The sequence below is a fragment of the Myxococcales bacterium genome (assembly GCA_016703425.1).
GTDB lineage: Bacteria > Myxococcota_A > Polyangia > Polyangiales > Polyangiaceae > JADJCA01.
Genome location: JADJCA010000001.1, coordinates 290,100 through 311,591, shown reverse-complemented (window position 1 = coordinate 311,591; position 21,492 = coordinate 290,100). Strand labels below are relative to the sequence as shown.

Genomic DNA, 21,492 nt, shown 5'->3' with positions numbered 1-21,492 from the left:
TCACCCGGGCTTCCGGCAGAAGCCTTGGTTGTTGCATGTTGCATCGAACGCCGGCGCGAGGCAGACCGACGCCGCGTTCTGCGCGTTGCAAGCCAGCGAGCAATAGCTGCTCTTGCCGCCGCGAAAGCAGTGGCCGCTTTCGCACTCGCTGTCACCGGTGCAGTCGGCGGCGAGACCCTTCTTGGTGATGGCGGCGTCGGGGGCGGCGTCGCCGTCGGTTCCCGCGTCGAAGACGAGGTTGATCGGCCCGCTCGGTCGGCCGTCGTCGGGGGCACACGAGACAAGCGCGGCAACGAAAGGAACTGCGCTGGCCAGCCACCTCGACATCGGTCCCGCTAGGGTAGCGAGATCCCGCGAGTGAGCGCCACCTTGCGACGCTCAGGGAGTCAGCAAAAACGTACTTGAGGCCCCGCAGCCGTCTGGGTCACCTTGGACCTCGAAAGGGCCTGCGGAGCCGGAGCCGCTTCGGTGGTAGTGGGCGATGGCTCCCTGGTCGATGCGCTCGAAGCCCGCGAGGGGTCCGAACGGGCCAGTCTTGGTCGCGTCAACGAAGGTGAGCAGCAAGAGGCTGTTGAGGCCCGTCGTGGCGGCCGGCCGCCCCCAACCGTCCCCATCGAAGCCAGCGCGCTGCAGGGGGGGCACGCTCGTCGGCGAAGCCGCCCCGCCAAAGGCGAGCCCGGTCATGACGAAGTCTGCGACCGAGTCGAGTTGCACGGCGATGGGGCTGGCGGGCGGCCCCGTGCGGTGCATCTGCAACACGGTCCATGAGCCGCCGCACCCACGCTCGTTCATCACCGCGTGCTTCCATTCGGCACCGAGGGTCGTCAAGGCGGTCTCCGCGAGATGCTCCTTGGCGCGAAGGGTCACGATAACGATGTCCGTCGCGGCAATGGCGGTGCCGAGGGGGAGCGTCGCTTCGAGCGCGCGCTGCTCGTTGCTCCACGAAGCTCTCAGAAATACGCTCCCTGAAGCGTCCGCTGGTTCCGGACTCGCCAACGCGTCGGACGCAGTGCCAGCATCCCCCACCCCTCCGCCAGGCCCTCCGCCAGGGCCAGAGGGCTCGGTCAGGAGCCACTGGCAGCCGCTCAGGGCGAGCGTGAGCGCGAGGTTGCTGACAAAGGGTCCGGCGCGCGCCATCAAACGCCCATCGAGAAGTGCGGTGCGAGGGAGGGGACTTGAACCCCTACGAGAGTTACCCCACTGGAACCTGAATCCAGCGCGTCTGCCAATTCCGCCACCCTCGCGACGGGCTCACACCCCTACATAAGGAGCACCATGCGAGTCAAGGGCGAGCGTTCTCCTGGGTGACGCTGGCGGCGCCAAGCGCCTCGCCTCGCGGCACTTCGCGGCGCCCAGCCGATTCGTGATACGACACGGGTCTTCGCGGCGCGCGGTGACGCAGCGCCGGTCTTCAGGAAAGGTGTCGTCGATGCGCTTCGTTACGCGTCTCCTTCCCATCGCTCCCCTCGCCTTCGCCATGGCCCTTTCAGCGGCACCGGCGGCAGCCCAAACCGACGCCGACAAGGCCACGGCTCGCCAACTTGGCATCGAGGCTCAGGAGGCGCTCGACAAGAAGGACTTCAAGACCGCCGAGGACCGCTTCCGGCGCGCGGATCAGCTCTTTCGCGCCCCGACCTTGGCGCTCGGGCTCGCACGCGCGCTGTCGGCGAACGGCAAGTACGTCGCCGCTCAGGAGACGTACAACCGGATCATTCGCGACGGGGCACCGGCCGGCTCTCCGCCTGCCTTCGTCAAGGCCGTCGAGGACGCGAAGGCCGAGGTCACCGCCGTGTCGGCCAAGATTGGCTCCGTGGTGATCACCGTGACGGGCGCGGAGAACCCGAAGATCACCCTCGACGATCAGCCCTTCCCGGCGGCCGCGCTCGGCGTGAAGCGCCCCGTCGATCCGGGGGCTCACGTCGTTCGTGCAAGCGCCGACGGCTACAAGCCTGCGGAGGTGCGCGTCACCGTCGGCGAGGCTGGCAGCGCCAACGCCACGCTGACGCTCGAGAAGGATGCCAACGCCGTTGCCGCTGCTGCGGTCCCCGCCGCCGGTCCCGCTGGCGCTCCCCCCAACGCCGACCAGGGGAGCACGCCGCCGCCCATCAGCACCGAGGGTGGCTCGCTCAACAAGCCGCTTGGGTTCGTTGCGCTCGGTGTTGGCGGCGTCGGCCTCGTGGTCGGCGGGATCACAGGCTTCATCGCGCTCGGAAAGCACGCGGATCTCGAGAAGGCGTGTCCCGGCGGCGTCTGTCAGGCGGACAAGAAGGACGAAGTAAGCCGCTACCGGTCGATGGGCACGATCTCCACCATCGGCTTCGTCGTCGGCGCCGTGGGCGTCGCCGCAGGGACGGTCCTCTTGCTCACCGCACCCTCTGGCGCAAAGGCTGCCAGCGTTCGCGTGCCTTACGTCGCCAAGGGCGCGCGGCCCGAGATCAGTCCCTACGTCGGCGCGACCAGCGTCGGTGCCCTCGGGCAGTTCTAACGCGTCGTGAGCGAGCAGGTCGCGCTCGTCTTTCGGGGGGCCCGCGCCGTCGACGAATCCGGCGAGCGTGACGGCGCCGTCGACGTCGTCATCGAAGGCGGCCGCATCACCCGTCTCGGCCGCGACGCGGCGCGAGCCATGCCCGCGAGCGAGCGCGTACGCGTCATCGACGCCGCTGGCCTCGTCGTTGCGCCGGGCTTCGTCGACCTGCACGCCCATCTCCGAGAGCCTGGCTTCGAGCACAAGGAAGACATCAGGAGCGGCCTCGCGGCGGCGGCGGCCGGCGGTTTCACCGACGTCTGCGCGATGCCAAACACGAACCCCGTCAACGACTGTCGCCTCGTGACGGAGTTGATGCTCGCCAAGGCGAAGGAGGCCTCGCGCGTTCGCCTTCACCCCATCGGCGCCATCACCAAGGGGCAAGGCGGCGAGTCGCTGGCCGAGATCGGCGAGATGCGCGCGGCCGGCGCCGTCGCCATCTCCGACGACGGCCGCTGCGTGACGAACAGTCACGTCATGCGACGCGCGCTCGAATACGCCGCGACCTTCGACCTGCCCGTGATCCAGCATGCCGAGGACCACGCGCTCACGGCCGGTGCGGTGATGCACGAAGGTGCCGTGTCGACGCGCCTCGGTCTCCGCGGCTGGCCGCGCGTCGCCGAAGACATCATCGTGGCGCGCGACGTCCTCCTCGCCGAATACGTCGGCGCGCGGTACCACCTCGCGCATGCGTCGACGGAGGGCTCGGTGCGCATCCTCCGCGAAGCCAAGAGCCGCGGCTTGGCCGTCACTGCCGAGGTCACGCCGCACCACCTGCTCTTCACCGATGCGCGCGTCCTTGGCTACGACACGGCGTGCAAGGTGAACCCGCCCTTGCGCGAAGAGCGCGACGTCGAAGCGCTCCGGGCGGGCCTCGCCGACGGCACCATCGATTGCATCGCCACGGATCACGCGCCGCACTCGCTGGGCGACAAGGCCTGTGAGTTCGTCGACGCCCAGATGGGCATGATGGGCCTCGAGCTGTGCCTTCCCGCGCTCCTCGGCCTCGTGGAGCGCGGTGTCCTGTCGCTCCCGCGCCTCATCGGCGCCTTGACGTCGGGCCCGGCGCGCATCGCCGGGCTCGGCCCGCGAACTCTTCGTGAAGGGGCCGCGGCCGATCTGGTCATCTTCGACGGAGCGCGCTCGTGGCGCGTCGAGGCACGAGAGCTCAAGACCAAATCGGCGAACACGCCCCTGTGGGGCACCGAGGTCAAAGGCCGGGTCCTCTTCACCCTTGTCGCCGGCAGCCTTGTGCACGAGATTGCGCCGGGCCCATGAGCGAACCCATTCATCTTGTGCTCGAGGACGGCACGGTCTTCGAGGGGCGAAGTTTCGGCGCGGTCGGAACCACCGTCGGCGAGCTCGTCTTCACGACCACGATGACCGGCTACCAGGAGGTCCTCACCGATCCTTCGTACCGCGGGCAGATCGTCGTGATGACGGCGCCCGAGATGGGCAACGTCGGCATCAACCGCGAGGACGCCGAGTCGACGCACGAGCGGCCGCTGCTCGCCGGCTTCTGCGTTCGCGAAGCCAGCCCCCTGGCGTCGAACTGGCGCAGCGACGAGGCCCTCGACGCGTACCTCAAGCGCCACGGCGTCGTGTCGATCGCAGAGCTCGACACCCGGCGCCTCGCCCGGCACATTCGCGATCGCGGTGCCCAGAACGCCGCGCTCGGCCCCGGAGACCCTGCCCTGCTCCTCCAAGCGGCGCGTAAGGCGCCCAACATGAACGGGCGTGATCTCGTGAGCGAGGTCACCCCTAAGGAGCCCTACTCGTGGACCGAGGGTCGAGGTCCGTGGGCCGCGCCCTTCGGTAAGCCTGCCGCCGCCGCAGCGAGCGGCAACGCGCCGCACGTCGTGGTGTTCGACTACGGCGTCAAGCGAAACATCCTGCGCTGCCTCGTTGACGTCGGCTTTCGCGTCACCGCCGTTCCCGCGTCAACGTCCGCCGACGCGGCCCTCGCGCTCGCGCCCGACGCGTTCTTCTTGTCGAACGGCCCCGGCGATCCTTCGGCGGTGCCGCAGGCGGCCGACACGGTCCGGGCGCTCTTGGGCCAGCGACCGATCTTCGGCATCTGCCTCGGACACCAGATCCTCGCGCTCGCGCTCGGCGCCAAGACGTACAAGCTCAAGTTTGGTCATCGCGGCGCCAACCAGCCGGTGAAGGATCTCAAGACGGGTCGGGTCGAGATCACGACGCAGAACCATGGCTTCTGCGTTGACCTCGAGACGCTCCCGTCGGGCGTGCTTTCAAGCCACGTCCACCTGAACGACGGCACCAGTGAAGGCTTGTCGGTGGAGAGTGCACGCGCTTTCAGTGTGCAGTACCACCCTGAGGCCGCCGCGGGCCCCCACGACTCCCTCTATTTATTCGAGCGGTTTCGGGCACTTGCAAGAGTCTAAAAGTAAGGTGGCCGGTGCAAAAAGGCGCGCTAAGCTGCACTTGTCCGATGTTCTCCTACCGTCTCCGCGCCCTTGTGGTGTGCGTCGTGGGCCTGGGCTTCCTCGCCGGAGCGTTGGCGTGCGGAGAGGTTCCGGCACGCAAGGCGAAGGCCACGAGCGACGGCGGCGATCTGCTTGAAGAGGACTTCGGCTACGAAGACGAGCAGACAGAGCCGGAGACCAACGTCACGAGCTCCTCGAAAGACGCGGGCACCATCACGATCCCGTCGCGACCGAGCGATGGCGGCGTTGACGTCGCCAAGCCCGCCAGCGACGGCGGAGCGTGCACCGGCGACATTGCGCCGGGCGATCTGAACGTCGTCGAGATCATGGTCGCGTCCAAGACGGGACAAGGCGACACCGCGGAGTGGGTCGAGATCCAGAGCTCGCGCGGATGCCGCCTCAACGTGAAGGGCGTCAAGATCGCCAGTCCGCGAGGCACCAGCGGCGTCGACGCGGTGACCGTCGCCACGGACCTCGAGCTGCCTCCCTACGGCACCTTCGTCGTCACCGGCGACGCCGACCCGCTAAAGAATGGCGGCCTGCCGGGCCCGCTCGTCGCCTGGGGCACGAGTGACGTGCTCAAGAACGACGGCGACACCATCGAAATCACGAACGCAGCCGGCGCCGTGATCGACAAGGTCACCTACCCGTCGACCAACCCCGCCGTCACGCCGGGCGTATCCATCGCCTTCCCTGCCAATTGTTCGTGGAGCGACCGCTCCAGTTGGGTCCGCTGGAGCCAGTCGCCGGTCACGTCGACCTACGGCTCCGCGTCGCTGAAAGGCACGCCCAACAAGGACAACACGGACGTCGTCTGCTACTGAGGCGGCACAGAGCGCGGCGCCCCGCGCCCCGCCGAGCAGGTCATGGCCAAAAAGAGCATCTACTTCGTCAGCCTCGGCTGCCCGAAAAACCGCGTCGATAGCGAAGTGATGATCGGTGTCGCCAAGGGCGCCGGCTACCGCCTCGTAGACGCCCCCGAAGACGCTCAAGCCATCGTGGTCAATACGTGTGGCTTCATCGGTGAAGCGAAGAAGGAATCCATCGACACGATCTTCGAGCTAGCCGAGCTCAAGCGAAGCGGCGCCTTGAAGAAGCTCGTCGTCGCTGGTTGCCTCTCGCAGCGCTACCCCGACGAACTGTCCCGCGAGATGCCCGAGGTCGACCACTTCCTCGGCTCCAGCGACATGCTCCGCCTCAAGGACGTTCTGAGCGGTGACGAAGAAGAGCGCATGCTCGTGGGCAACCCCGCCGATTGGGTCGTCCGCGCCTCAGACCCCCGTGTCATCACCGGCCCGCGCGCCAGCGCCTACGTCAAGATCGCGGAGGGCTGCAACCGGAGCTGCGCCTTCTGCACGATCCCGCAGTTTCGCGGCAAGCAGCGCTCGCGGCCCATCGACGACGTCGTGCGCGAGGTCGAACAGCTCGCCGCCGCCGGCACCAAAGAGGTCAACCTCATCTCGCATGACACCATCGCCTACGGCCGCGACCTGCGCGGCGAGCGCGAGCTGCCCAAGGAGGAGCGCACGAAGCTTGCGGCGCTCGTGCGGCGCGTCGCCGAGGTCCCCGGCATAAGGTGGGTTCGTATTTTCTACCTCTACCCAGAGACGATGGACGACGAGCTCGTCGAGCTCATCGCGAGCCATCCCCGCGTGGTCCGCTACGTCGACATGCCGCTTCAGCATGCCTCCGACGCGATGCTCAAGCGCATGAAGCGCGGCCACGGCATCGACCGCCAGCGGCGTGTCGTCGAACGCCTCCGAAACGCGATCCCGGACCTCGTGTTCCGCACCGCGTTCATCGTGGGCCATCCCGGCGAGACCGACGCCGACTTCGGCGAGCTCACGGCGTTCGTCGAGTGGGCTCGCTTCGAGCACATGGGCGTCTTCCGCTACTCCGACGAAGAGACCTGCAAGAGCTTCCTCATGGATGAGAAGGTCCCCGTGGGCGTAGCCGGCGCGCGGTACCGCAAGCTCATGTCCGTCCAGCGCAAGATCGCGCGGGCGCGGAACAAGGCCCGCGTGGGCTCGACGCTCGAGGTGCTCGTCGAGGGCGTCAGCGAAGAGCACGAGTTCGTCATGAAAGGACGCCACGCGGGACAGGCGCCGGACATCGACGGGCAGGTTTACCTCTCAGGCGGCGAAGCGCGCGCCGGGGAGATGCGGCGCGTTCGCATCTCCCAGTCGAGCGACTACGACCTCGTCGGCGAGCTCGTGGAAGAGGAGGTCAGCGCGGCGACCAAGAAGGCGGCGCCTAAGAAGAAGGTCGGCCTCCGCGTCGTGCCGTGAACAGTGCGGCCGCCTTCAAGTTCAGGCGGAACCGGAGGCGCCAGCGCTAGGGATCGCCGAAAAATCGCAAGCGGCCTAGCGCGACGGAAGCTTGATGGTGATAGGCGGGCTGCGCGTCGATTCGCCCTCCTGCCAGATGTCGACGATGTCGTCGGGCGACGCCGCGATCTCTTGGCGCCACGAGCCCTCGGCGTCGGCCTCGGTGGCCTCGACCCGGTCGGCCAGCGTCATGGCCGGGTTCCGATTGTAGATGACGACGATCGCGTGTGGTTCGGCGCCGCGCTCTCCAACGAGGAGGTAGCGGCCCGCGGCGAGCTCCCGCACGGAAGGCGTAGCGGGCGGTGGTAGCGGCAGCGTCGGCGCGGCACATGCGGACGCAAAGGCGAGCGCCAGCGCGCCGCGCATCATTCGCTGGGCCACCGAACCGGACGCTGGCGTCGCGGGAAGCATGGCCCTTCGTTTAGCACGCTCCGCGCCAAGCCCCAACGCGGCGCAATTGCCGGGCAACGCGCGGGGGCCTCCGGCAACTTCGTTGGCGGTCGGACACCGGAGATGCCGCCAGCACCGTCCAAACTGGGTCTTCCAAAACTGGATTCGAGGTGAAGAAGCTGGTACCCGCGAGCGTTGGAGTCGCGTTGGCCGACGAGCAGTCCCACCGTTCCGGGTCATCATTCCCTCGGCCGATCGAGACGGCCGCGGCGCGGGTGATGAGGAGGGCCGAGGCCGCCCTGACGCGCCTTCCCTGGCGCGTCCGACCCGTGCCGTTTGCGCTCCTCGTGGCCCTTGGTGCGGTCACGCTCGGGCGGCCTGGCGCTCCGCCGGCCAAGAACCGCTCCGAGGCGTTGGCACGTGCGCTCGACGCCGAAGGCCTCGTGGCGACCGACAAGGACGTGGTGTGGCTCACGGCCGCCGGTGGCCTCGCAGGCGCGCTCCGCGCGAGCGGTCGCGCCATCGTGCGGGCCCACGCGCGTGGCGAACCGAACGACCTCTGGCTCGCAACGGTGCGCGCGTCGCCGGAGGGCGTCTTCTTGGAGCTTGGGGCCCTCTACAACCTGACGCGCTCGTCCGGCGTCGACGAGTCAGCGCCGGTGCTCTCGCGTGAAGGCGCCTTCGCGGCCTACGTGTCGAACATCGACGGCGTCGCGACGGCGGTCTCGGTGGTTGGTCTCAACGGGCGCTCGCCCGACGAGTTCGCTGATTTTTCCCGAGTGCAGCGTTGGCAGACGGCTATCGCCAACCTTCAGCAAACGGGCCAGCGAGACGGCATCACGAAGAACGCGTTCGCCCTCGACCCGCCGGCGGAGGGCGCCGAGCTCTCCTTCGAGGAGGCGGCGCCAGGCGCCGTTTCGACGCCGCGCCTCGTGGCCGTCGCGGACGGCCGCCGCATCGTCGCCAACCCTGACACGGGCGCCGTGCTGGAAGGAGTGAGCTTCGTCCGAGCGACCCCCTTCGTGCGTGCGCGCCCTGGCAACCTCGTGACGTGGGCGGTGGATCGTGTTCGCGGCCTCTCGTGGTTCGGCGAGGAGAAGATGCAGGTCGTCAAGGCCATCGCCTTCACGGCCCGCGATTGGCTCTCGCGCTTTGGCACCAAGCTCGTGGGCGACAAGGGCGAGAAAGCCGTGGCAGAGGAGCTCGGCGTCCTCACGCCGCCGACGGAGAAGGTCGTCTTCACCGATCCCGTGCTGGGATGGCCACCGGACGCCCTTGTGCCGATGCTCGCGCCGCCCCTGCCTGGCGAGGGCAAATGGATCACGCTCGAGTCCGATCCGTTCATCGCGCACAACGCCGGCTTGCCTTCGGCGTTCATCACCACATTCCTTCGACCTGACAAGCAGCGGCCGCAGACGCGCATCTACATCACGTTGTGGGATCCGCGGCAGGTCGCGCTCCACATGGAGGCCGGCACCGTCGAGCCGGTGAGCGCTACCGGCGAAGCGGGGCCCGGTGTGATCCCTCGAACGCCGGAGGTGATGAAGCGCGTGGTCGGCGGCTTCAACGGCGGCTTTCAGGCCATGCACGGCGAGTTCGGGATGCAGGCGAGCGGCGTCCTCTACCTGCCGCCCAAGCCCTACGCGGCCACGATCCTCGAGATGAAGGACGGCACGACCGGATTCGGCTCCTGGAACGCGAGCGCCGAGGTGCCGGACGACGTCCTGTCGTTTCGGCAGAACATGACGGCACTGATTGAAAACGGAAAGCACAACCCGTGGGGCCGCACGTGGTGGGGAGGCACGCCGAAGGGCTGGGCCGACAACATCCACACGACGCGGAGCGCGGTGTGCCTCACTCAAGAGAATTTCGTGGCGTACTTCTGGGGGCACGACACGTCGGCCGAGGCCCTCGCCGGCGCGATGCTCGCGGCACGCTGCACCTATGCCGTGCACCTCGACATGAACCCAGGCCTCGCCGGCTTCGAGTTTTATAACGTGCGGCCCGACGAGTCGTTCGCGCCGCTCGGAAGGCCGCTGCAGGCCGACTGGGAGTTCGAGGGAAACATTCGCGACATGCCGGGCTTTCGCTACCGCGCGCGCCGGATGATCAAGGGGATGATGCACATGAACTTCCCCCAATACATCCAGCGCGACGCGCGCGACTTCTTCTACCTCACGCTTCGCAACATGTTGCCCGGCGTGGAGGTGACGTCGGCCGTTTCGCCGGCCCAGCCGGGCGAGGGTGCGTGGCGAGTGAAGGGCCTCGCGCAGCATGGCTTTCCCTACGCCACCGCGACGACCTGGGTGCGTTTCGACGCGGCGCATCCTGAGCGAAAGCTCCGCCTGCTCCGGGTCGATCCGAAGGCGGTGCGTGCCGCAAGCGGAACCGCGGCCGAGAGCCCCACGGTTCTGACCATGCTCGGCCGTAGAGCCAAGCGCGGGGAAACGGGCCTTTACCTCTCGCGAGGGTTCTTTGCGATCGGTGACAGCCAGAACCTCACGGACGCCGAGCCTCTCGCGGCCGGTGGCCCGCTGTTGGCGTCAGTCCCAGCGTCGGTTGGGACGGTCGCTGGCGTCCAAGACGAAGACGGCATGCTCCTGTGGGGCGAGCTCGCGCCCGACGTCCCGCGCGACGGGGCGACGGTCGCTGCGCTCGACGCGTTCTTCGCTCGTCTGGGATGCAGCGTCCGCATCGCCGTCGTTGACGGCCGCGCGTTGCTCGGGGGCGCCAACGATCTCGCCGGCGAGCCGGCGGCGCCCGCGAAGGAGCCGCTCGCAGCGCGGCTGGTCCGCGGCGAGACGCCGGCCGCGCGGAAGGTGTTCGACACGCCGATCGTGACCCCGGCCGTTTGGCAGCCCCTTCAATCGCAGCGTGTCCGCTACTTCAAGAAGCCCGCGAAGGCTGCGCCCGCGCCGTCGGGGTCCAGCTCGGCGGGCAACGCACCGCCAAAGCCGTAGGCGCTGCCGCCCGGCCTCGGGTCGAGCCAAGCCAGCGATGCGAAAGGTTTCCAAATCCCGCGGAAGTTCCTCGCCAACGTTCCCGACGGGCGCTAGGGTGGGCGCGCCGGCGGCGAACCCATACCCTGGATGCCAACGTAGGCTAGAAATAGACTACTGGTTTCCGAAAGTTAGCTTGTTGGCGGCAAGCAGGAGAGCGCGACGATGTCAGCAGAGAACAAGGGCGGATCGGACCTCGACATCTTCGAGGGGCTCGGCAAGAAGTCCTCGGCTTCCCCAAGCGTTGGGGCACCGCCCCCGCCGCCGCCACCCCCGCCGCCTTCCGGGGGCATGTCTGCAGCGGTTCCCGTAGGGAAGAACACCTTGATGGGCGTCGCTCCGGACGCGGCGTTCGCGGCGCCGCCGCCTCCGCCGCCACCTCCTCCCGGCGCTTCCGCGCCGCCGGCGCCGCCCGCGACCTCAGCCGCGCCGCCGCCCCCGCCGCCTCCACCACCTCCCGCGGCGTCGCCCTCCGCCGCGCCTGCCCAGGCAGCTCCGGCACCGGCTGCCAGCGCGCCTCCGCCGCTGCCGCCGCCGCCGCCTGCGCCCGGGTCGGTCTCCGCGGCACCGCCGCCTCCGCCTCCGCCGCCACCTCCTCCCGGCCCTTCCGCGCCACCGGCGCCGCCCGCGACCTCAGCCGCGCCGCCCCCGCCGCCTCCTCCCCCTCCGGCCACGAGCTCGGCCTCGGGACCGCCACCGCTTCCTGCACCGCCCACGGCGGGCTCGGTTTCATCGCCGCCTCCGCTCCCGCCGCCAGGTGGCGGCCCGCCGTCCACGCGGCCGAGCGGCACGACGAAAGCCGCGCTCCCCGCCGTCTTGCCGCCCCCTAAACCCGGAAGCCTCGCGCCCGCGGCGGCCCAGGCTGCCCCCCCGGCCGACAAGGCTCCGCCCTCGGTGCGGCCAAGCTCCAGCAAGCTGCCTGCCGCGGCGCCCGCGCCGTCGGGTGGCAAGGCCAGCGACAGCAAGATCCCTGCGGCCGCGTCTTCCCAAGACGCGCCGGCGCCCGCCGCCACGGCGCCAGCGCCGTACGCAGCCGACGCCAAGGCCCCGTCGGGCCCGGGCCTCGACATGGAGTGGGACGACGAAGAAGAAGCCACCCATGTCCTTCCTGAGAAGGACGCGAAGGACGCCAAAGAGTCGGTGACCAAGACCGACACGCGCGTTGAGCCCATCAAGAACGAGATGACCAAGGTCGAAGGCGCGCCGCGCCCCGATGGCGCTCCGTCACGCGTTCCCGCTCCGCCCGGTGCCGGAGCGCCCCCGGCGCCGCCAACGATGCCTGGCATCGGCTTCCGTCCCGTGTCGGCGCCGCCGCCGAACGCCCTGGGTGGTTTCGCCCGTGCGTCGGCCATGCCCGCGCCGCCCCCGCCGCCGCCCGGCATGAGCGCACCCCCGGGAATGCCCGGCGCCCCGCCGCCGCCACCCGGAGCCACCACGTCGCCGATGGGGCCCGTCGGGCACCTCGGCGGCATGGCCAGCGGCGCACCGATGCCGCCGCACATGATGCAGGGTCAGGTCCACACGGCGCCGATGCCGATGCCCGGCAACGGCCCGCCCATCCATGCGGCTCGTGCGCTCGAACAAACAGCGCTGGTTCATCCTGCACCGAGCCGCACCGGTCTCTACGTCGGCGTGGGCCTCGTCTGCATCGTGGCTGTGATCGGCGTCCTTGCGCTCGGCATTCCGCGCAACGGCAAGCTTCGCGTCAACGCGACCGACTCGAAGGGCGCGACGCTCTCCCGCGTCGAGGTCTTCGTCGACGGTCGGAAGGTCTGCGAGACCTCGCCGTGCCTCGTCGAAGATCTCTCGCCCGGCAACCACATGGTGAAAGCCATCGTCGGCAACGACGCCGTCGACCAATCGGTCACCATCGAAGCGCGCGCCGAGGCGGTCGCAAACCTCAGCGTCGCCGGTGCCTCGAGCGGTAGCGGCACGAGCAGCGCTCCGCCGAAGGGCACGGGCCTCCGCGTAACGGGAACTCAGCCCGGCGTGCGCCTCCTCGTCGACGGCCGCGAAGTGGGAGCGCTCCCTCAAGACTTGCGCGATCTGTCCCCCGGCGAGCACAAGGTTCGCGTCGTCGGGTCCGAGCGCTACGAGCCCTTCGAGAAGTCGGTCACGGTGGCGAAGGATGAAACGCTCAGCCTCGACAACGTGGTCCTCAAGGTCCTCAAGGGCAAAGCCACCATCACGCTCGCCACGACGGGCGCGAAGGTGACGCTGGTCTCGGGAAACATCCGCAAGGACATCCCCACGTTCCCGATCTCGGTGGACATCGACACCACGCAAACGTGGACCCTCGAGGCCTCGAAGAACGGCTTCGTGGACTTCAAGCTTCCCATCAGCTTCGCTGACGGCCAGGCCGAAAAGACGATTCACGTGGAGCTTGAGCCCAAGGGCGCCGCCGTCAACAAGCCGGATCGCACCGAGAAGCCCGCCGTGGAGAAGCCCGTGGCGGCCAAGCCGACGGAGAAGCCCGCGGAGAAGCCTACCGAGAAGCCCACGGCGGCCAAGCCGACCGAGAAGCCCACGGAAAAGCCCACCGAAAAGCCGGCGGCCACCGCCGCGTCGGGCGAGGGCACGCTCGACATCAACTCGGTGCCGGCCTCTTCGGTGCTCCTCGACGGCAAGCCCATCGGAAACACGCCGAAGATGAAGGTGCCCGTCTCGGCAGGCAATCACACGGTGACGTTCGTCAACAGCGAGCAAGGCCTCAAGAAGGTCGTCCAGATCACCGTGAGCGCCGGCGAAAGCAAGAAGGTCATCCAGAAGCTCCGCGAGTAACGCCCTCTGAGCGCGTCACCGACGTCGCCGTATCGAAGGCCAAGGGGCCGGCGCCACCCACGGCGCACGGCCCTTGGGAGGCCGAGACAAAGCGTGAGATAGTGGGGAGCGATGGCCGCTCCTCCGCACGCCGCCGCCAAAGTGTCGGGGGCCCACGTGCTCGTCGTCGACGACGAGACGGGGCTCCGCGACATGCTGGGCATCCTGTTCCGACGCGAGGGCTACAAGGTGACGCTCGCGTCGGGGCTTCGGGAGGGACTCGAGGCCGTGACCTCGGCGCCAGATCCCTTCGGGCTCGTCGTCACTGACCTCATGATGCCCGACGGCTCGGGCATGGACCTCTTGACGGGCGCCAAGGCCCGCCACGCCGCGACGGAGGTCATCGTGATGACCGCCCACTCGAGCGTCGAGACGGCCATCTTGGCCATGAAAGGCGGGGCCTACGACTTCATCACGAAGCCGTTCGCAACGGCCGAGCTGCGGGCGCTCGCGCAAAAGGCGCTCGAAAAGTCCGACATCGTTTCGGAGAACAAACGGCTTCGCGCGCGCGCCGAGCGGGACGCGCCGAAAGATCTCCTGGGCCAGTCGGCTCCGATGCGCGCCATCGTCGATCTCGCCCGACGCATCGCGGCGAGCAAGAGCACGGTGCTGATCACGGGGGAGAGCGGCAGCGGCAAGGAGCGCGTCGCGCGCGTCATTCACGAGCTCTCGGACCGGGCGACCAAACCGTTCGTCGTCGTGAACTGCGGAGCCTTGCCCGAGGCGCTCATGGAGAGCGAGCTCTTTGGGCACGACAAGGGAGCCTTCACGGGCGCGACGGCGCGGCACACGGGCCTCTTTCGCGAAGCCGATGGCGGCACGCTCTTCCTCGATGAAATCGGCGAGCTGCCACCGCCGCTGCAAGTGAAGCTGCTTCGCGTGCTTCAAGAGCGGAAGGTTCGCGCCGTCGGCTCAACCGCCGAGACGCCCGTTGATGTGCGCGTCCTCGCGGCGACGAACCGCAACGTCGAAGACGACGTCAAGACGGGGCGCTTCCGGCAAGATCTCTACTACCGCCTCAACGTCATCCGCATCGAGATCCCGCCGCTCCGCGACCGACGAGAAGACATCACCCTTCTCGCGAGCCATTTCTTGGAACGTTGCGGACGCGAACACGGAAAGGACGTTCGCAGCTTCCATCCCGACGCGCTGCGCGTCATGAGCGACTACCCGTTCCCTGGCAACGTGCGCGAGCTCGAGAACCTGGTGGAGCGCGCCGTCGCCCTCGCGTCGGCGCCGATCATTGGCCTCGGGGACCTGCCGGCCGAGATCAGCGGTGCCGCCGCGCGCGCCACGCCGGCCTTGCTCACTCTTCCGGAGGAGGGCTGCAACCTGGACGACGTCATGGCCGAGGCCGAGCGCCGTCTCATCGTGGAGGCGCTGGAGCGCGCCGGCGGCGTGCGGACCCACGCGGCCAAGCTCTTGGGCGTCACGCTGCGGAGTCTGCGCTATCGCCTGCAAAAGCTCGCTCTTGACGTCGGCGACGCGGACCTCGCGAGCGACTCGTTTGAAGCGGCACCCGAGAGCGCCCGCGACGACGAGTAGGCGCCACACGCCCGTTGCCGGACCGCCGCGCTGGGCCGCTCACCTGTACGACGGACAATTTGCGTCCCGGCCGGCTCAGCCGATGGACCATTCTCGGTACCGCGCCGGCGTGCGCCAAGGTGCGAGCAATTCCGAGTGCTCGCGATTTCAGTTGTTTGACCTCCGGCGCGTCCGCGTGGGAGTCTTGGCACGTTGGCTGCTTTGCAATCTACCCGAGTGACGCGAACGACAAAGACGGAAGCCGGCGCGACGCGGTGGCTTGGTTCGGTCTCCCCCGCGGACGCGCGTCGTCTTCGGAAAAGGGGCTTCACGCTCATCGAGTTGATGATCGTGGTGACCATCGTCGGCATCCTCGCGACCCTCGGCGTGGTCGGTTATCGAAAGATGGTCAACTCGGCTCACGTCGGCGAAGCCACACAGATGATTCAGTCGATCCGCGTGGCGCAAGAGAGCTACCGCGCGGAGACAGGCTCCTACGCATCCATCTCGACGAACCTCAACGGGACCTTGTGCCCCGTCGCCACGGTGAAGTCCGAGAAGGTTCCGTGGGATCCCGAGTGCAGCGGCGGCACGGCCAAGTGGTCCGTGTTGCCGCTTCACGTCGACGGTCCCGTTCTCTTTCGCTACACGACCGTGGCCGGCCGCGCCGGGGATGCGCTCCCCGCGTCACCGACCGGAATGCCGAGGGCCGCTGACTTCGGGGGCTCGGGCAAAGGCCTCAACGATTGGTTCGTCTCCGCCGCCAAGGCCGACACCGACAGCAACGGCGAGTACGTCTTCGTCGTCGGCACGTCTTGGAGCAACGCAGTGTTCGTGGATAACGAGGGGGAGTGACCGAGGAAACCGCCGTCCGCTTTGTCTCGCTGGGTAGACTGAAGGCGCGCCGGAGGATGTTGTTCGAAACCAAGGAGAAACGCATGCGCTACTTCATTCGCAAGGGCAAACAAGGCTTCACCCTCATCGAGCTCATGATCGTCGTGGCCATCGTCGGCATCCTCGCCGTCCTCGCCGTCTACGGTGTTCGTAAGTACCTCGCCAACGCCAAGACGGCCGAAGCCCGCAACTCACTCGGCCAGGTCTCCAAGGACGCCATCACGGCCTACGAGAAAGAGGCCATGTCCGGCACGGTCCTCGGCCAAGGCTCGTCGACGGGCATCCTCCGCGCGCTCTGCGACAGCGCGAGCGCAAAGGTCCCGAGCAGCGCCGACGGCATCAAGGGCAAGAAGTACCAGGCGAGCTCGAAGCCGCGTGAAGACTGGAGCATCGACTCCACGACCAACAAGGGCTTCTCGTGCCTCAAGTTCTCGATGGATCAGCCCCAGTACTACATGTACAACTACGTGGCCGCGGGCGTGGCTTCGGGCTCCGACTCCTTCGAAGCGACGGCGAACGGCGACTTGAACGGTGACGGAACGCTGTCCACGTTCTCGATCGTCGGCAAGGTTCAGAACGGCTCGCTCAACGTGGCGCCGAGCCTCACCGAATCGGCTCCCGAAGAGTGATCTGAGGTTCGGCGCTCCTCGCGCCGAAGACTGCGAGTTTCGCGCCGCCTCTTTCGGGAGTCGGCGCGAAGCGCTTTTGTGGACCATCGTCGCGCGAGCGGCCGCCCCAGCGTGTCGAAGAAGGAGACCGGGAGGGCCCAACCGCGGTAGAGTGCTGCGGTGCGTTGGGCGTCGGTTTCGTGTCGTGACGGCGGGAGGAACACCGGTCCGCGCCCCAAGCGTCGTCGCGCGCCTGGCTTCACGCTGCTCGAGCTGATCAACGCCCTCGCGCTAACGTGCGTCGTGGCTGCCTTGGGCATGTATGGCACGGCGCGCTGGGTGCGGCACTCGCGGACCGCCGAGGCCATCGGTTCGGTGCAGGCGCTCGCCGCCGCCGCCGCCGACTATTACGACAAGTCCGATCGCGATCAGCCCGCAGGAACGAAACCGGAGCAAGGGCGAGCCATGCGGCACTTCCCGCCGACGTCCCGCGCGAGCGTGCCGCCCTCAGCGGAGGATGTGAAGGGCAAGCGTTACCAGAGCAACTTCGCCGACTGGTCGAGATCTCCTTGGGTCGAGCTTCACTTCAGCATGGCCCAGCCCCAACACTACGCGTACTCGTTCGAATCGCAGGGCCGGGGCCGCGAGGCGCGCGCCACGGCCACCGCGCATGGCGATCTCGACGCCGACGGGAACATGTCCACGTTCCGGCTTACGGTGGCCCCCGACGACCAGTTCAAGGCCGTCGTCTCACCGAAACTTGAGCGGGAAAACCAAGAGGACTGACGCGTTTACGCGCGGCCCGGGGGCTGGTATCTGGTGAGGTGACCGCCATGTCGAGCCGAGCTTTCACGTCGGTCGAGATCGCCGCGGGCGTCGCCATCGTCGGGTCCCTGCTCGGCGTCGCTGTGCCCGCCTTCATCCGCAACTTACACGCATCACACCTCACCGAAGCGACCGCCGGCCTCGCGAAGCTGCAGACGCGCGTCCTCGGAGTCGTCGAGACCACCGGCGTCGCGCCCGCCCCCGCGCCGCTCACGCCGGCCGTCGTGGCGCGAGGCGCCCGCTCCGTTGATGCGCCGGGAACCTGGGAGCACCCCACGTGGCGCCAGCTTGAATTCGCGCCGGTGCCCGACGGCATTGCCCACGCGTATTCCTTCTCGCTCGAGCACGACGGCGCCGACGTCGTGGCGCGCGCGCGAGGGGATCTCGATGGCGACGGGGTGACCAGCCTCTTCGAAGCGCGCGTGCGCACCGACGGAAAAGCCGCGCGACTCCTCCCCGGCTTGTACGTCGAGGCGGAGCTCGAATGACGGCCGCAGCGCGAGGTCCCTCCCGCGCTGTCTTCGCGCTGGCCTGCGCGGCTGTCGTGAGCGCCCTCGGTGTGGCGTCGCTAAGGCCGTCGCTTGCCAGCTCCGTGCATCGCATCAAGACCCGCGACGACGTCTACGCGCTACCGCCGCCGGAGGAGCTGAAGCTCGCCACGCTCGGCTATCGCTCCGCCGCCGTGGACCTCCTCTGGGCGACGCTGCTGGTCGAAAACGGACGTCATTGGTCCGAGAAGCGCCCCTTCCCAGACCTCGAGAAATACATCGACGCGATCCTCGCCCTCGAGCCGGGCTTCCCGACCCTCTACGCGTACGTCGACACGCTGCTCGTCTTCCGACCGATACTCGGCACCGAAGAGGACGCCCGCAAGGCGCGCGCCTACCTCGAGCAAGGCCTTCGCGAGCACCCCACCGATCACCGCCTTTGGCTTCAATACGGCCAGTTCGTCGGCTTCTTGGCGCCCTCGTTCCTTTCGTCGTCCGAGGACAAGGAGGCATGGCGCGTCTTGGGCTCGGAGGCGATCCTCCGAGCGGCGGAGCTGGGCGCGAGCGTCGACCGCTCGCTCAGCGCGACGGCCATCTTGTCGCGCGCGGGGCGCCGCAAGACGGCCCTCGAGTATCTCGAGCGGGCGCAAGCGCTCACGGAAGATCCGGTGACGGTCGCCGAGATCGGGGCGCGACTCGCGCGCCTCGAGCGCGAGATGGGACAGAGCGACAAGGAAGAGCCGGAAGCCAGGCGCGTCCTGCGGCAGCGCCGCGAGAGCCGCGCGCGCTACATCGACGGGCGTTGGCAGGCGGAGCTCCCGTTTATCTCACGGGGCGAGTTTCTCCTTCTCGGCCCCGTCCCCGATCCGCTGACCTGCACCGTGGCGGCGCGGCAGACGAGGCCCGAGTGCGCTCGCTCCTGGTCGCGAGCCCTCGGCGTCGCCGAGCGCTGACCGCCCGGGCTATACTCAGCCCGATGGCGGCGTTCGCGACCTTCCAGAGCGCCATGCGGAGGCTCATGCTCGCCGCCGCCCTCGCGGCGTGCGTCGACGACGGTTCGGTGACGCCGAACGCGACGCCGGCGCCCGTGCTCTTGGAGCCGCTACGTTTCGACCAAGGCGACGCGAGCGAGCTTCCTCCGGGGAGCCGTGTGAGCCTCTCGCTGGTCGGCCCTGCGCTGCCCGGCGAGGTTCGACTGTGGCTCGAGGGCGAGTACCTCGACGGCTCCCTCGACCGCGGCGGCCTTGAGCTCGTCGACGGCCGTGGTCAGCTCACCTTGGTTGTCCCCACCTCGCCCACGAAGTTCGTCGTGCGCGCGCGCCAAGGCGATCGCTTGGCCCGCCTCGAGGTCACGGTGACCGCAACGGGGCTCGCCTCAGTTCGCGTGTTGCCCAAGTACCACGGGCCGCGAGAGACCCCATCGGTCGTGGCAAGCACGTTCCTCGCGCGCTCATGCGCCGAACTTTTGACGACGACGCTGGCCGACGGCGCCCCCAAAGCGAACGGTCCCGGGGGGTGCCATCGAGCTCGCGGCGGTGCCGGCGGCCCGCTCGCTGGCGATCCTCGGACGCATCGAGAGCTACGCCGTCGGTTGCGTCGAGATCGCGCCCGTCGCCGCCGGCACCACGGCGGAGGTGACGCTAGAGCTCTACGATCGACCGCTCGATCTGTCGCACGGGTTCCAGGTGACGCTCTCGATGGAGCCGACAGCCCTCGACCTCGCGGCCTGGGAGAAGGCGCTCGCGCCTGCGGGCACGGCGTGGGTGGATGCCTTCGTGCCCGCCGCGGCCAACGAGCCCCAGTGGCTCCTCGACGCCATGACAACGGTGGCGGCGGCGCAAGCGGCCGGGGCCGGCGCTCAATTTCAAGCGCAGCGAACGGCGGCAAGCTTCGACGCCAAGGCGACCACCTGGCTCGCGGCTCACGCGCCCACGATCCGTGCGAGGGCGCGAGCCCGGATGACCGATGGAAGCAAGGCGCCTCCCTCCCCGCTCCTCGTGGACTTTCTCCCAAGCGCGGCAGCGACGCAGGCTCAGGTGACGCCAACGACCTTCGCCGGGCGTCCCCTCACCACGTCCGTAAGCGCCCTCGCGCCCTTCGATTGGAGCGCCGACGCCGCCGACGTGATCCGTCTTTCGGGCGTCTTTGGACTCCAACTTGGCGCGCTGGCAAGCCTCATGGCCGACACGACCACGACGTCGACGCTGGCGGCGCAGCTCGCCGTCGACCTCGACTGTGCGGGCCTCGCGCAGGCCCTCGTGGGTCCGGGCGAGAGCTATCCGTCGTGCGGCGCGAGCTGCACGACGACACTTTGCAAGGACGCCATCCAAGGCCGCGCCGCCAGCGCAACAACGAGCGTCGACGCGGCGCTCGCACGGATGTCGCTGGGCGTGACCGCAAGCGCGACACCGAAAGTCGGCCCGCACGCCGAGGTCGTCAGCTTTGGTGGCTCGTTCACCGGCACGGCTCAGGGCGTCGGCACCCCGTTCGGCCTCCGCGGCACCGTGAACGGCACGCCGAAACCTTAACGCGCGGGGCCGCGCGCGCTGCGTGTCGTTGCCGCGCTATTGCACGACGACGGTACGCACAGAGATGGCGCCGTAGCTCTTCTGGCCCGGATGCTGCGCGAGGATCGTAATCGAGTAGAGCCCCGGGCCGCGCGCCAGCGGGACCGTGATCTTGAAGTTCTGACCATGAACCTCAACGGGCAGCGGCGTCTTGTAGCCGCGGGGCCAGTAGATTTGATACGGCTCGGGGAACGTGTAACTGCGGCGCTTGTTGAGGTCCGAGGGCGCGAGCGGCTTGGGCAGGTCAACGCGGCCCACGCTGACGCCACCGAACTTCACGTTGCCCGTCACGGCTCCGGAGACGGTGAGCGACTCGCCGGCCTTCGCCTGCTTGGGCAGCGGGGCGTAGGTGCCGTAGGGATCGATGAACTCCTGCGTGAGGCACAGCGCCGGCAGCTCAGTGACCGAGCCGCGGGTCTGCGCGATGCCGATGCCGACCCTCTTGTGCTCCGCCTTGAGGATGTTCTTGCGGTGCCCGTCGTTGGGCGGCACCTCGCCAAAGAACATTCCCTCCGTGCGCTCGAGCGCCTCCTTCTCGATGGACGGCGCCGCGTCGATGTCGCGCGGCTTTTCGTCGGTCACGCACGCCGCGTTCTCCATCACAAAGTCGACGCCGCCGGCCTCCGAGTGGCGCTGCTCAGGCACCGAACCATCCGAGCCCCAATGGCCGAGAAACCCGAGCCGCGCCATGTCCTCGGCGTGGCGCTGGCCCGCCTTCTGGGCGGCGCCTTCGTCGAGCACGACGGGTGAAAGGCCCTCGCTCGCGCGGTCTCGGTTGATGAGCGTGAGCATGTGCGCGCGAGCCTCGGCAAGCGAGAGGCGTCCGTCGGTGCGGGCGGGCATCGCCCTAGTGGCCGTCGATGGCCCCGTCGCGCTCGGCGCCGCAGCGTCAGGTCGCGCGAGCTCGGGCGCGACCTTCGCCGGCACGGCGCCAGGTGGCGAGCCGCACGCCCACAACGAGAGCGCGGCGAGAGCGAGCGTTGTGCGCGGGCGGAGCGCCGCCCAGGCCGCGAGAAGACGCCGACGCGCCGGCCGAGGAGCTTCGTGGGCCATGCTTGGAAGTGTCGCACGAGAGCGGC

19 protein-coding genes and 1 tRNA gene are annotated in these 21,492 nt (G+C 68.8%); 14 read left to right on the top strand and 6 right to left on the bottom strand.

Annotation, left to right across the window (positions count from 1 at the left end):
• The 3 genes from IPG50_01295 to IPG50_01285 form a co-directional block, all read right to left on the bottom strand.
• Entirely contained in the window at nt 1–327 is a 327-nt protein-coding gene (locus tag IPG50_01295; GenBank protein MBK6690837.1) for a hypothetical protein, read from the bottom strand.
• Between the two features lie 51 nt (nt 328–378).
• Nucleotides 379–1,137 (bottom strand): hypothetical protein, encoded by a 759-nt coding sequence (locus tag IPG50_01290; protein MBK6690836.1) that lies wholly within the window; start codon nt 1,135–1,137, stop codon nt 379–381.
• A gap of 23 nt (nt 1,138–1,160) precedes the next feature.
• Nucleotides 1,161–1,244: transfer RNA gene (locus IPG50_01285), tRNA-Leu, on the bottom strand.
• 233 nt (nt 1,245–1,477) lie between these two features.
• Between IPG50_01285 and IPG50_01280 the strand changes: the two genes are divergently transcribed.
• Genes IPG50_01280 through rimO form a run of 5 tightly spaced genes read left to right on the top strand, consistent with a single transcriptional unit; the run spans nt 1,478 to nt 7,259 of the window.
• Entirely contained in the window at nt 1,478–2,485 is a 1,008-nt protein-coding gene (locus tag IPG50_01280) for a hypothetical protein (protein ID MBK6690835.1), read from the top strand.
• A gap of 6 nt (nt 2,486–2,491) precedes the next feature.
• The gene (locus tag IPG50_01275) at nt 2,492–3,802 is read left to right on the top strand and encodes a dihydroorotase (GenBank protein MBK6690834.1); all 1,311 of its coding nucleotides are present in this window, start codon (nt 2,492–2,494) and stop codon (nt 3,800–3,802) included.
• Nucleotides 3,799–4,929, top strand: a complete 1,131-nt coding sequence (gene carA, locus IPG50_01270) for a glutamine-hydrolyzing carbamoyl-phosphate synthase small subunit (protein ID MBK6690833.1) — start codon at nt 3,799–3,801, stop codon at nt 4,927–4,929. Before IPG50_01275 ends, carA begins: the two co-directional genes overlap by 4 nt.
• 47 nt (nt 4,930–4,976) lie before the next feature.
• A complete protein-coding gene (locus IPG50_01265; GenBank protein ID MBK6690832.1) occupies nt 4,977–5,795 on the top strand; it encodes a lamin tail domain-containing protein in 819 nt (272 codons plus the stop codon).
• Nucleotides 5,796–5,837: 42 nt separating this feature from the next.
• On the top strand, nt 5,838–7,259 hold the full coding sequence (gene rimO / locus IPG50_01260) for a 30S ribosomal protein S12 methylthiotransferase RimO (GenBank protein MBK6690831.1): 1,422 nt from the start codon (nt 5,838–5,840) through the stop codon (nt 7,257–7,259).
• A 75-nt stretch (nt 7,260–7,334) separates the two neighbouring features.
• On the opposite strand, the gene IPG50_01255 is transcribed toward rimO, so the two are convergent.
• On the bottom strand, nt 7,335–7,709 hold the full coding sequence (locus IPG50_01255; GenBank protein ID MBK6690830.1) for a hypothetical protein: 375 nt from the start codon (nt 7,707–7,709) through the stop codon (nt 7,335–7,337).
• A 308-nt stretch (nt 7,710–8,017) separates the two neighbouring features.
• Between IPG50_01255 and IPG50_01250 the strand changes: the two genes are divergently transcribed.
• The gene (locus tag IPG50_01250) at nt 8,018–10,648 is read left to right on the top strand and encodes a hypothetical protein (protein ID MBK6690829.1); all 2,631 of its coding nucleotides are present in this window, start codon (nt 8,018–8,020) and stop codon (nt 10,646–10,648) included.
• A 170-nt stretch (nt 10,649–10,818) separates the two neighbouring features.
• Here the strand turns inward: IPG50_01250 and IPG50_01245 are convergent, their stop codons facing one another.
• Complete coding sequence (locus tag IPG50_01245) at nt 10,819–11,478, bottom strand: hypothetical protein (GenBank protein ID MBK6690828.1); 660 nt, start codon at nt 11,476–11,478, stop codon at nt 10,819–10,821.
• Between the two features lie 103 nt (nt 11,479–11,581).
• Between IPG50_01245 and IPG50_01240 the strand changes: the two genes are divergently transcribed.
• From IPG50_01240 to IPG50_01205, 8 genes are all read left to right on the top strand, one after another.
• Nucleotides 11,582–13,468 (top strand): PEGA domain-containing protein, encoded by a 1,887-nt coding sequence (locus IPG50_01240; protein ID MBK6690827.1) that lies wholly within the window; start codon nt 11,582–11,584, stop codon nt 13,466–13,468.
• Between the two features lie 111 nt (nt 13,469–13,579).
• Entirely contained in the window at nt 13,580–15,052 is a 1,473-nt protein-coding gene (locus IPG50_01235; GenBank protein ID MBK6690826.1) for a sigma-54-dependent Fis family transcriptional regulator, read from the top strand.
• Between the two features lie 216 nt (nt 15,053–15,268).
• Nucleotides 15,269–15,886, top strand: a complete 618-nt coding sequence (locus IPG50_01230; GenBank protein MBK6690825.1) for a prepilin-type N-terminal cleavage/methylation domain-containing protein — start codon at nt 15,269–15,271, stop codon at nt 15,884–15,886.
• Nucleotides 15,887–15,981: 95 nt separating this feature from the next.
• Entirely contained in the window at nt 15,982–16,554 is a 573-nt protein-coding gene (locus IPG50_01225; GenBank protein ID MBK6690824.1) for a type II secretion system protein, read from the top strand.
• 159 nt (nt 16,555–16,713) lie between these two features.
• Nucleotides 16,714–17,319, top strand: a complete 606-nt coding sequence (locus IPG50_01220) for a type II secretion system protein (protein ID MBK6690823.1) — start codon at nt 16,714–16,716, stop codon at nt 17,317–17,319.
• Between the two features lie 47 nt (nt 17,320–17,366).
• The gene (locus IPG50_01215) at nt 17,367–17,846 is read left to right on the top strand and encodes a hypothetical protein (protein ID MBK6690822.1); all 480 of its coding nucleotides are present in this window, start codon (nt 17,367–17,369) and stop codon (nt 17,844–17,846) included.
• Nucleotides 17,843–18,799 (top strand): hypothetical protein, encoded by a 957-nt coding sequence (locus tag IPG50_01210; GenBank protein MBK6690821.1) that lies wholly within the window; start codon nt 17,843–17,845, stop codon nt 18,797–18,799. Before IPG50_01215 ends, IPG50_01210 begins: the two co-directional genes overlap by 4 nt.
• A 582-nt stretch (nt 18,800–19,381) precedes the next feature.
• Nucleotides 19,382–20,374 carry a hypothetical protein gene (locus IPG50_01205; protein ID MBK6690820.1) on the top strand — a complete coding sequence of 331 codons (993 nt, stop codon included), beginning with the start codon at nt 19,382–19,384 and terminating at the stop codon, nt 20,372–20,374.
• 36 nt (nt 20,375–20,410) lie between these two features.
• Here IPG50_01205 and IPG50_01200 read toward each other — a convergent pair whose 3' ends face one another.
• The gene (locus tag IPG50_01200; protein MBK6690819.1) at nt 20,411–21,466 is read right to left on the bottom strand and encodes a CAP domain-containing protein; all 1,056 of its coding nucleotides are present in this window, start codon (nt 21,464–21,466) and stop codon (nt 20,411–20,413) included.
• Between the last annotated feature and the right edge of the window lie 26 nt (nt 21,467–21,492).

Coding starts and splice junctions, on each gene's coding strand:
- IPG50_01295 (MBK6690837.1), bottom strand. CDS start 327: ATGTCGAGGTGGCTGGCCAGCGCAGTTCCTTTCGTTGCCGCGCTTGTC.
- IPG50_01290 (MBK6690836.1), bottom strand. CDS start 1,137: ATGGCGCGCGCCGGACCCTTTGTCAGCAACCTCGCGCTCACGCTCGCC.
- IPG50_01280 (MBK6690835.1), top strand. CDS start 1,478: ATGGCCCTTTCAGCGGCACCGGCGGCAGCCCAAACCGACGCCGACAAG.
- carA (MBK6690833.1), top strand. CDS start 3,799: ATGAGCGAACCCATTCATCTTGTGCTCGAGGACGGCACGGTCTTCGAG.
- IPG50_01265 (MBK6690832.1), top strand. CDS start 4,977: ATGTTCTCCTACCGTCTCCGCGCCCTTGTGGTGTGCGTCGTGGGCCTG.
- rimO (MBK6690831.1), top strand. CDS start 5,838: ATGGCCAAAAAGAGCATCTACTTCGTCAGCCTCGGCTGCCCGAAAAAC.
- IPG50_01255 (MBK6690830.1), bottom strand. CDS start 7,709: ATGCTTCCCGCGACGCCAGCGTCCGGTTCGGTGGCCCAGCGAATGATG.
- IPG50_01235 (MBK6690826.1), top strand. CDS start 13,580: ATGGCCGCTCCTCCGCACGCCGCCGCCAAAGTGTCGGGGGCCCACGTG.
- IPG50_01215 (MBK6690822.1), top strand. CDS start 17,367: ATGTCGAGCCGAGCTTTCACGTCGGTCGAGATCGCCGCGGGCGTCGCC.
- IPG50_01210 (MBK6690821.1), top strand. CDS start 17,843: ATGACGGCCGCAGCGCGAGGTCCCTCCCGCGCTGTCTTCGCGCTGGCC.
- IPG50_01200 (MBK6690819.1), bottom strand. CDS start 21,466: ATGGCCCACGAAGCTCCTCGGCCGGCGCGTCGGCGTCTTCTCGCGGCC.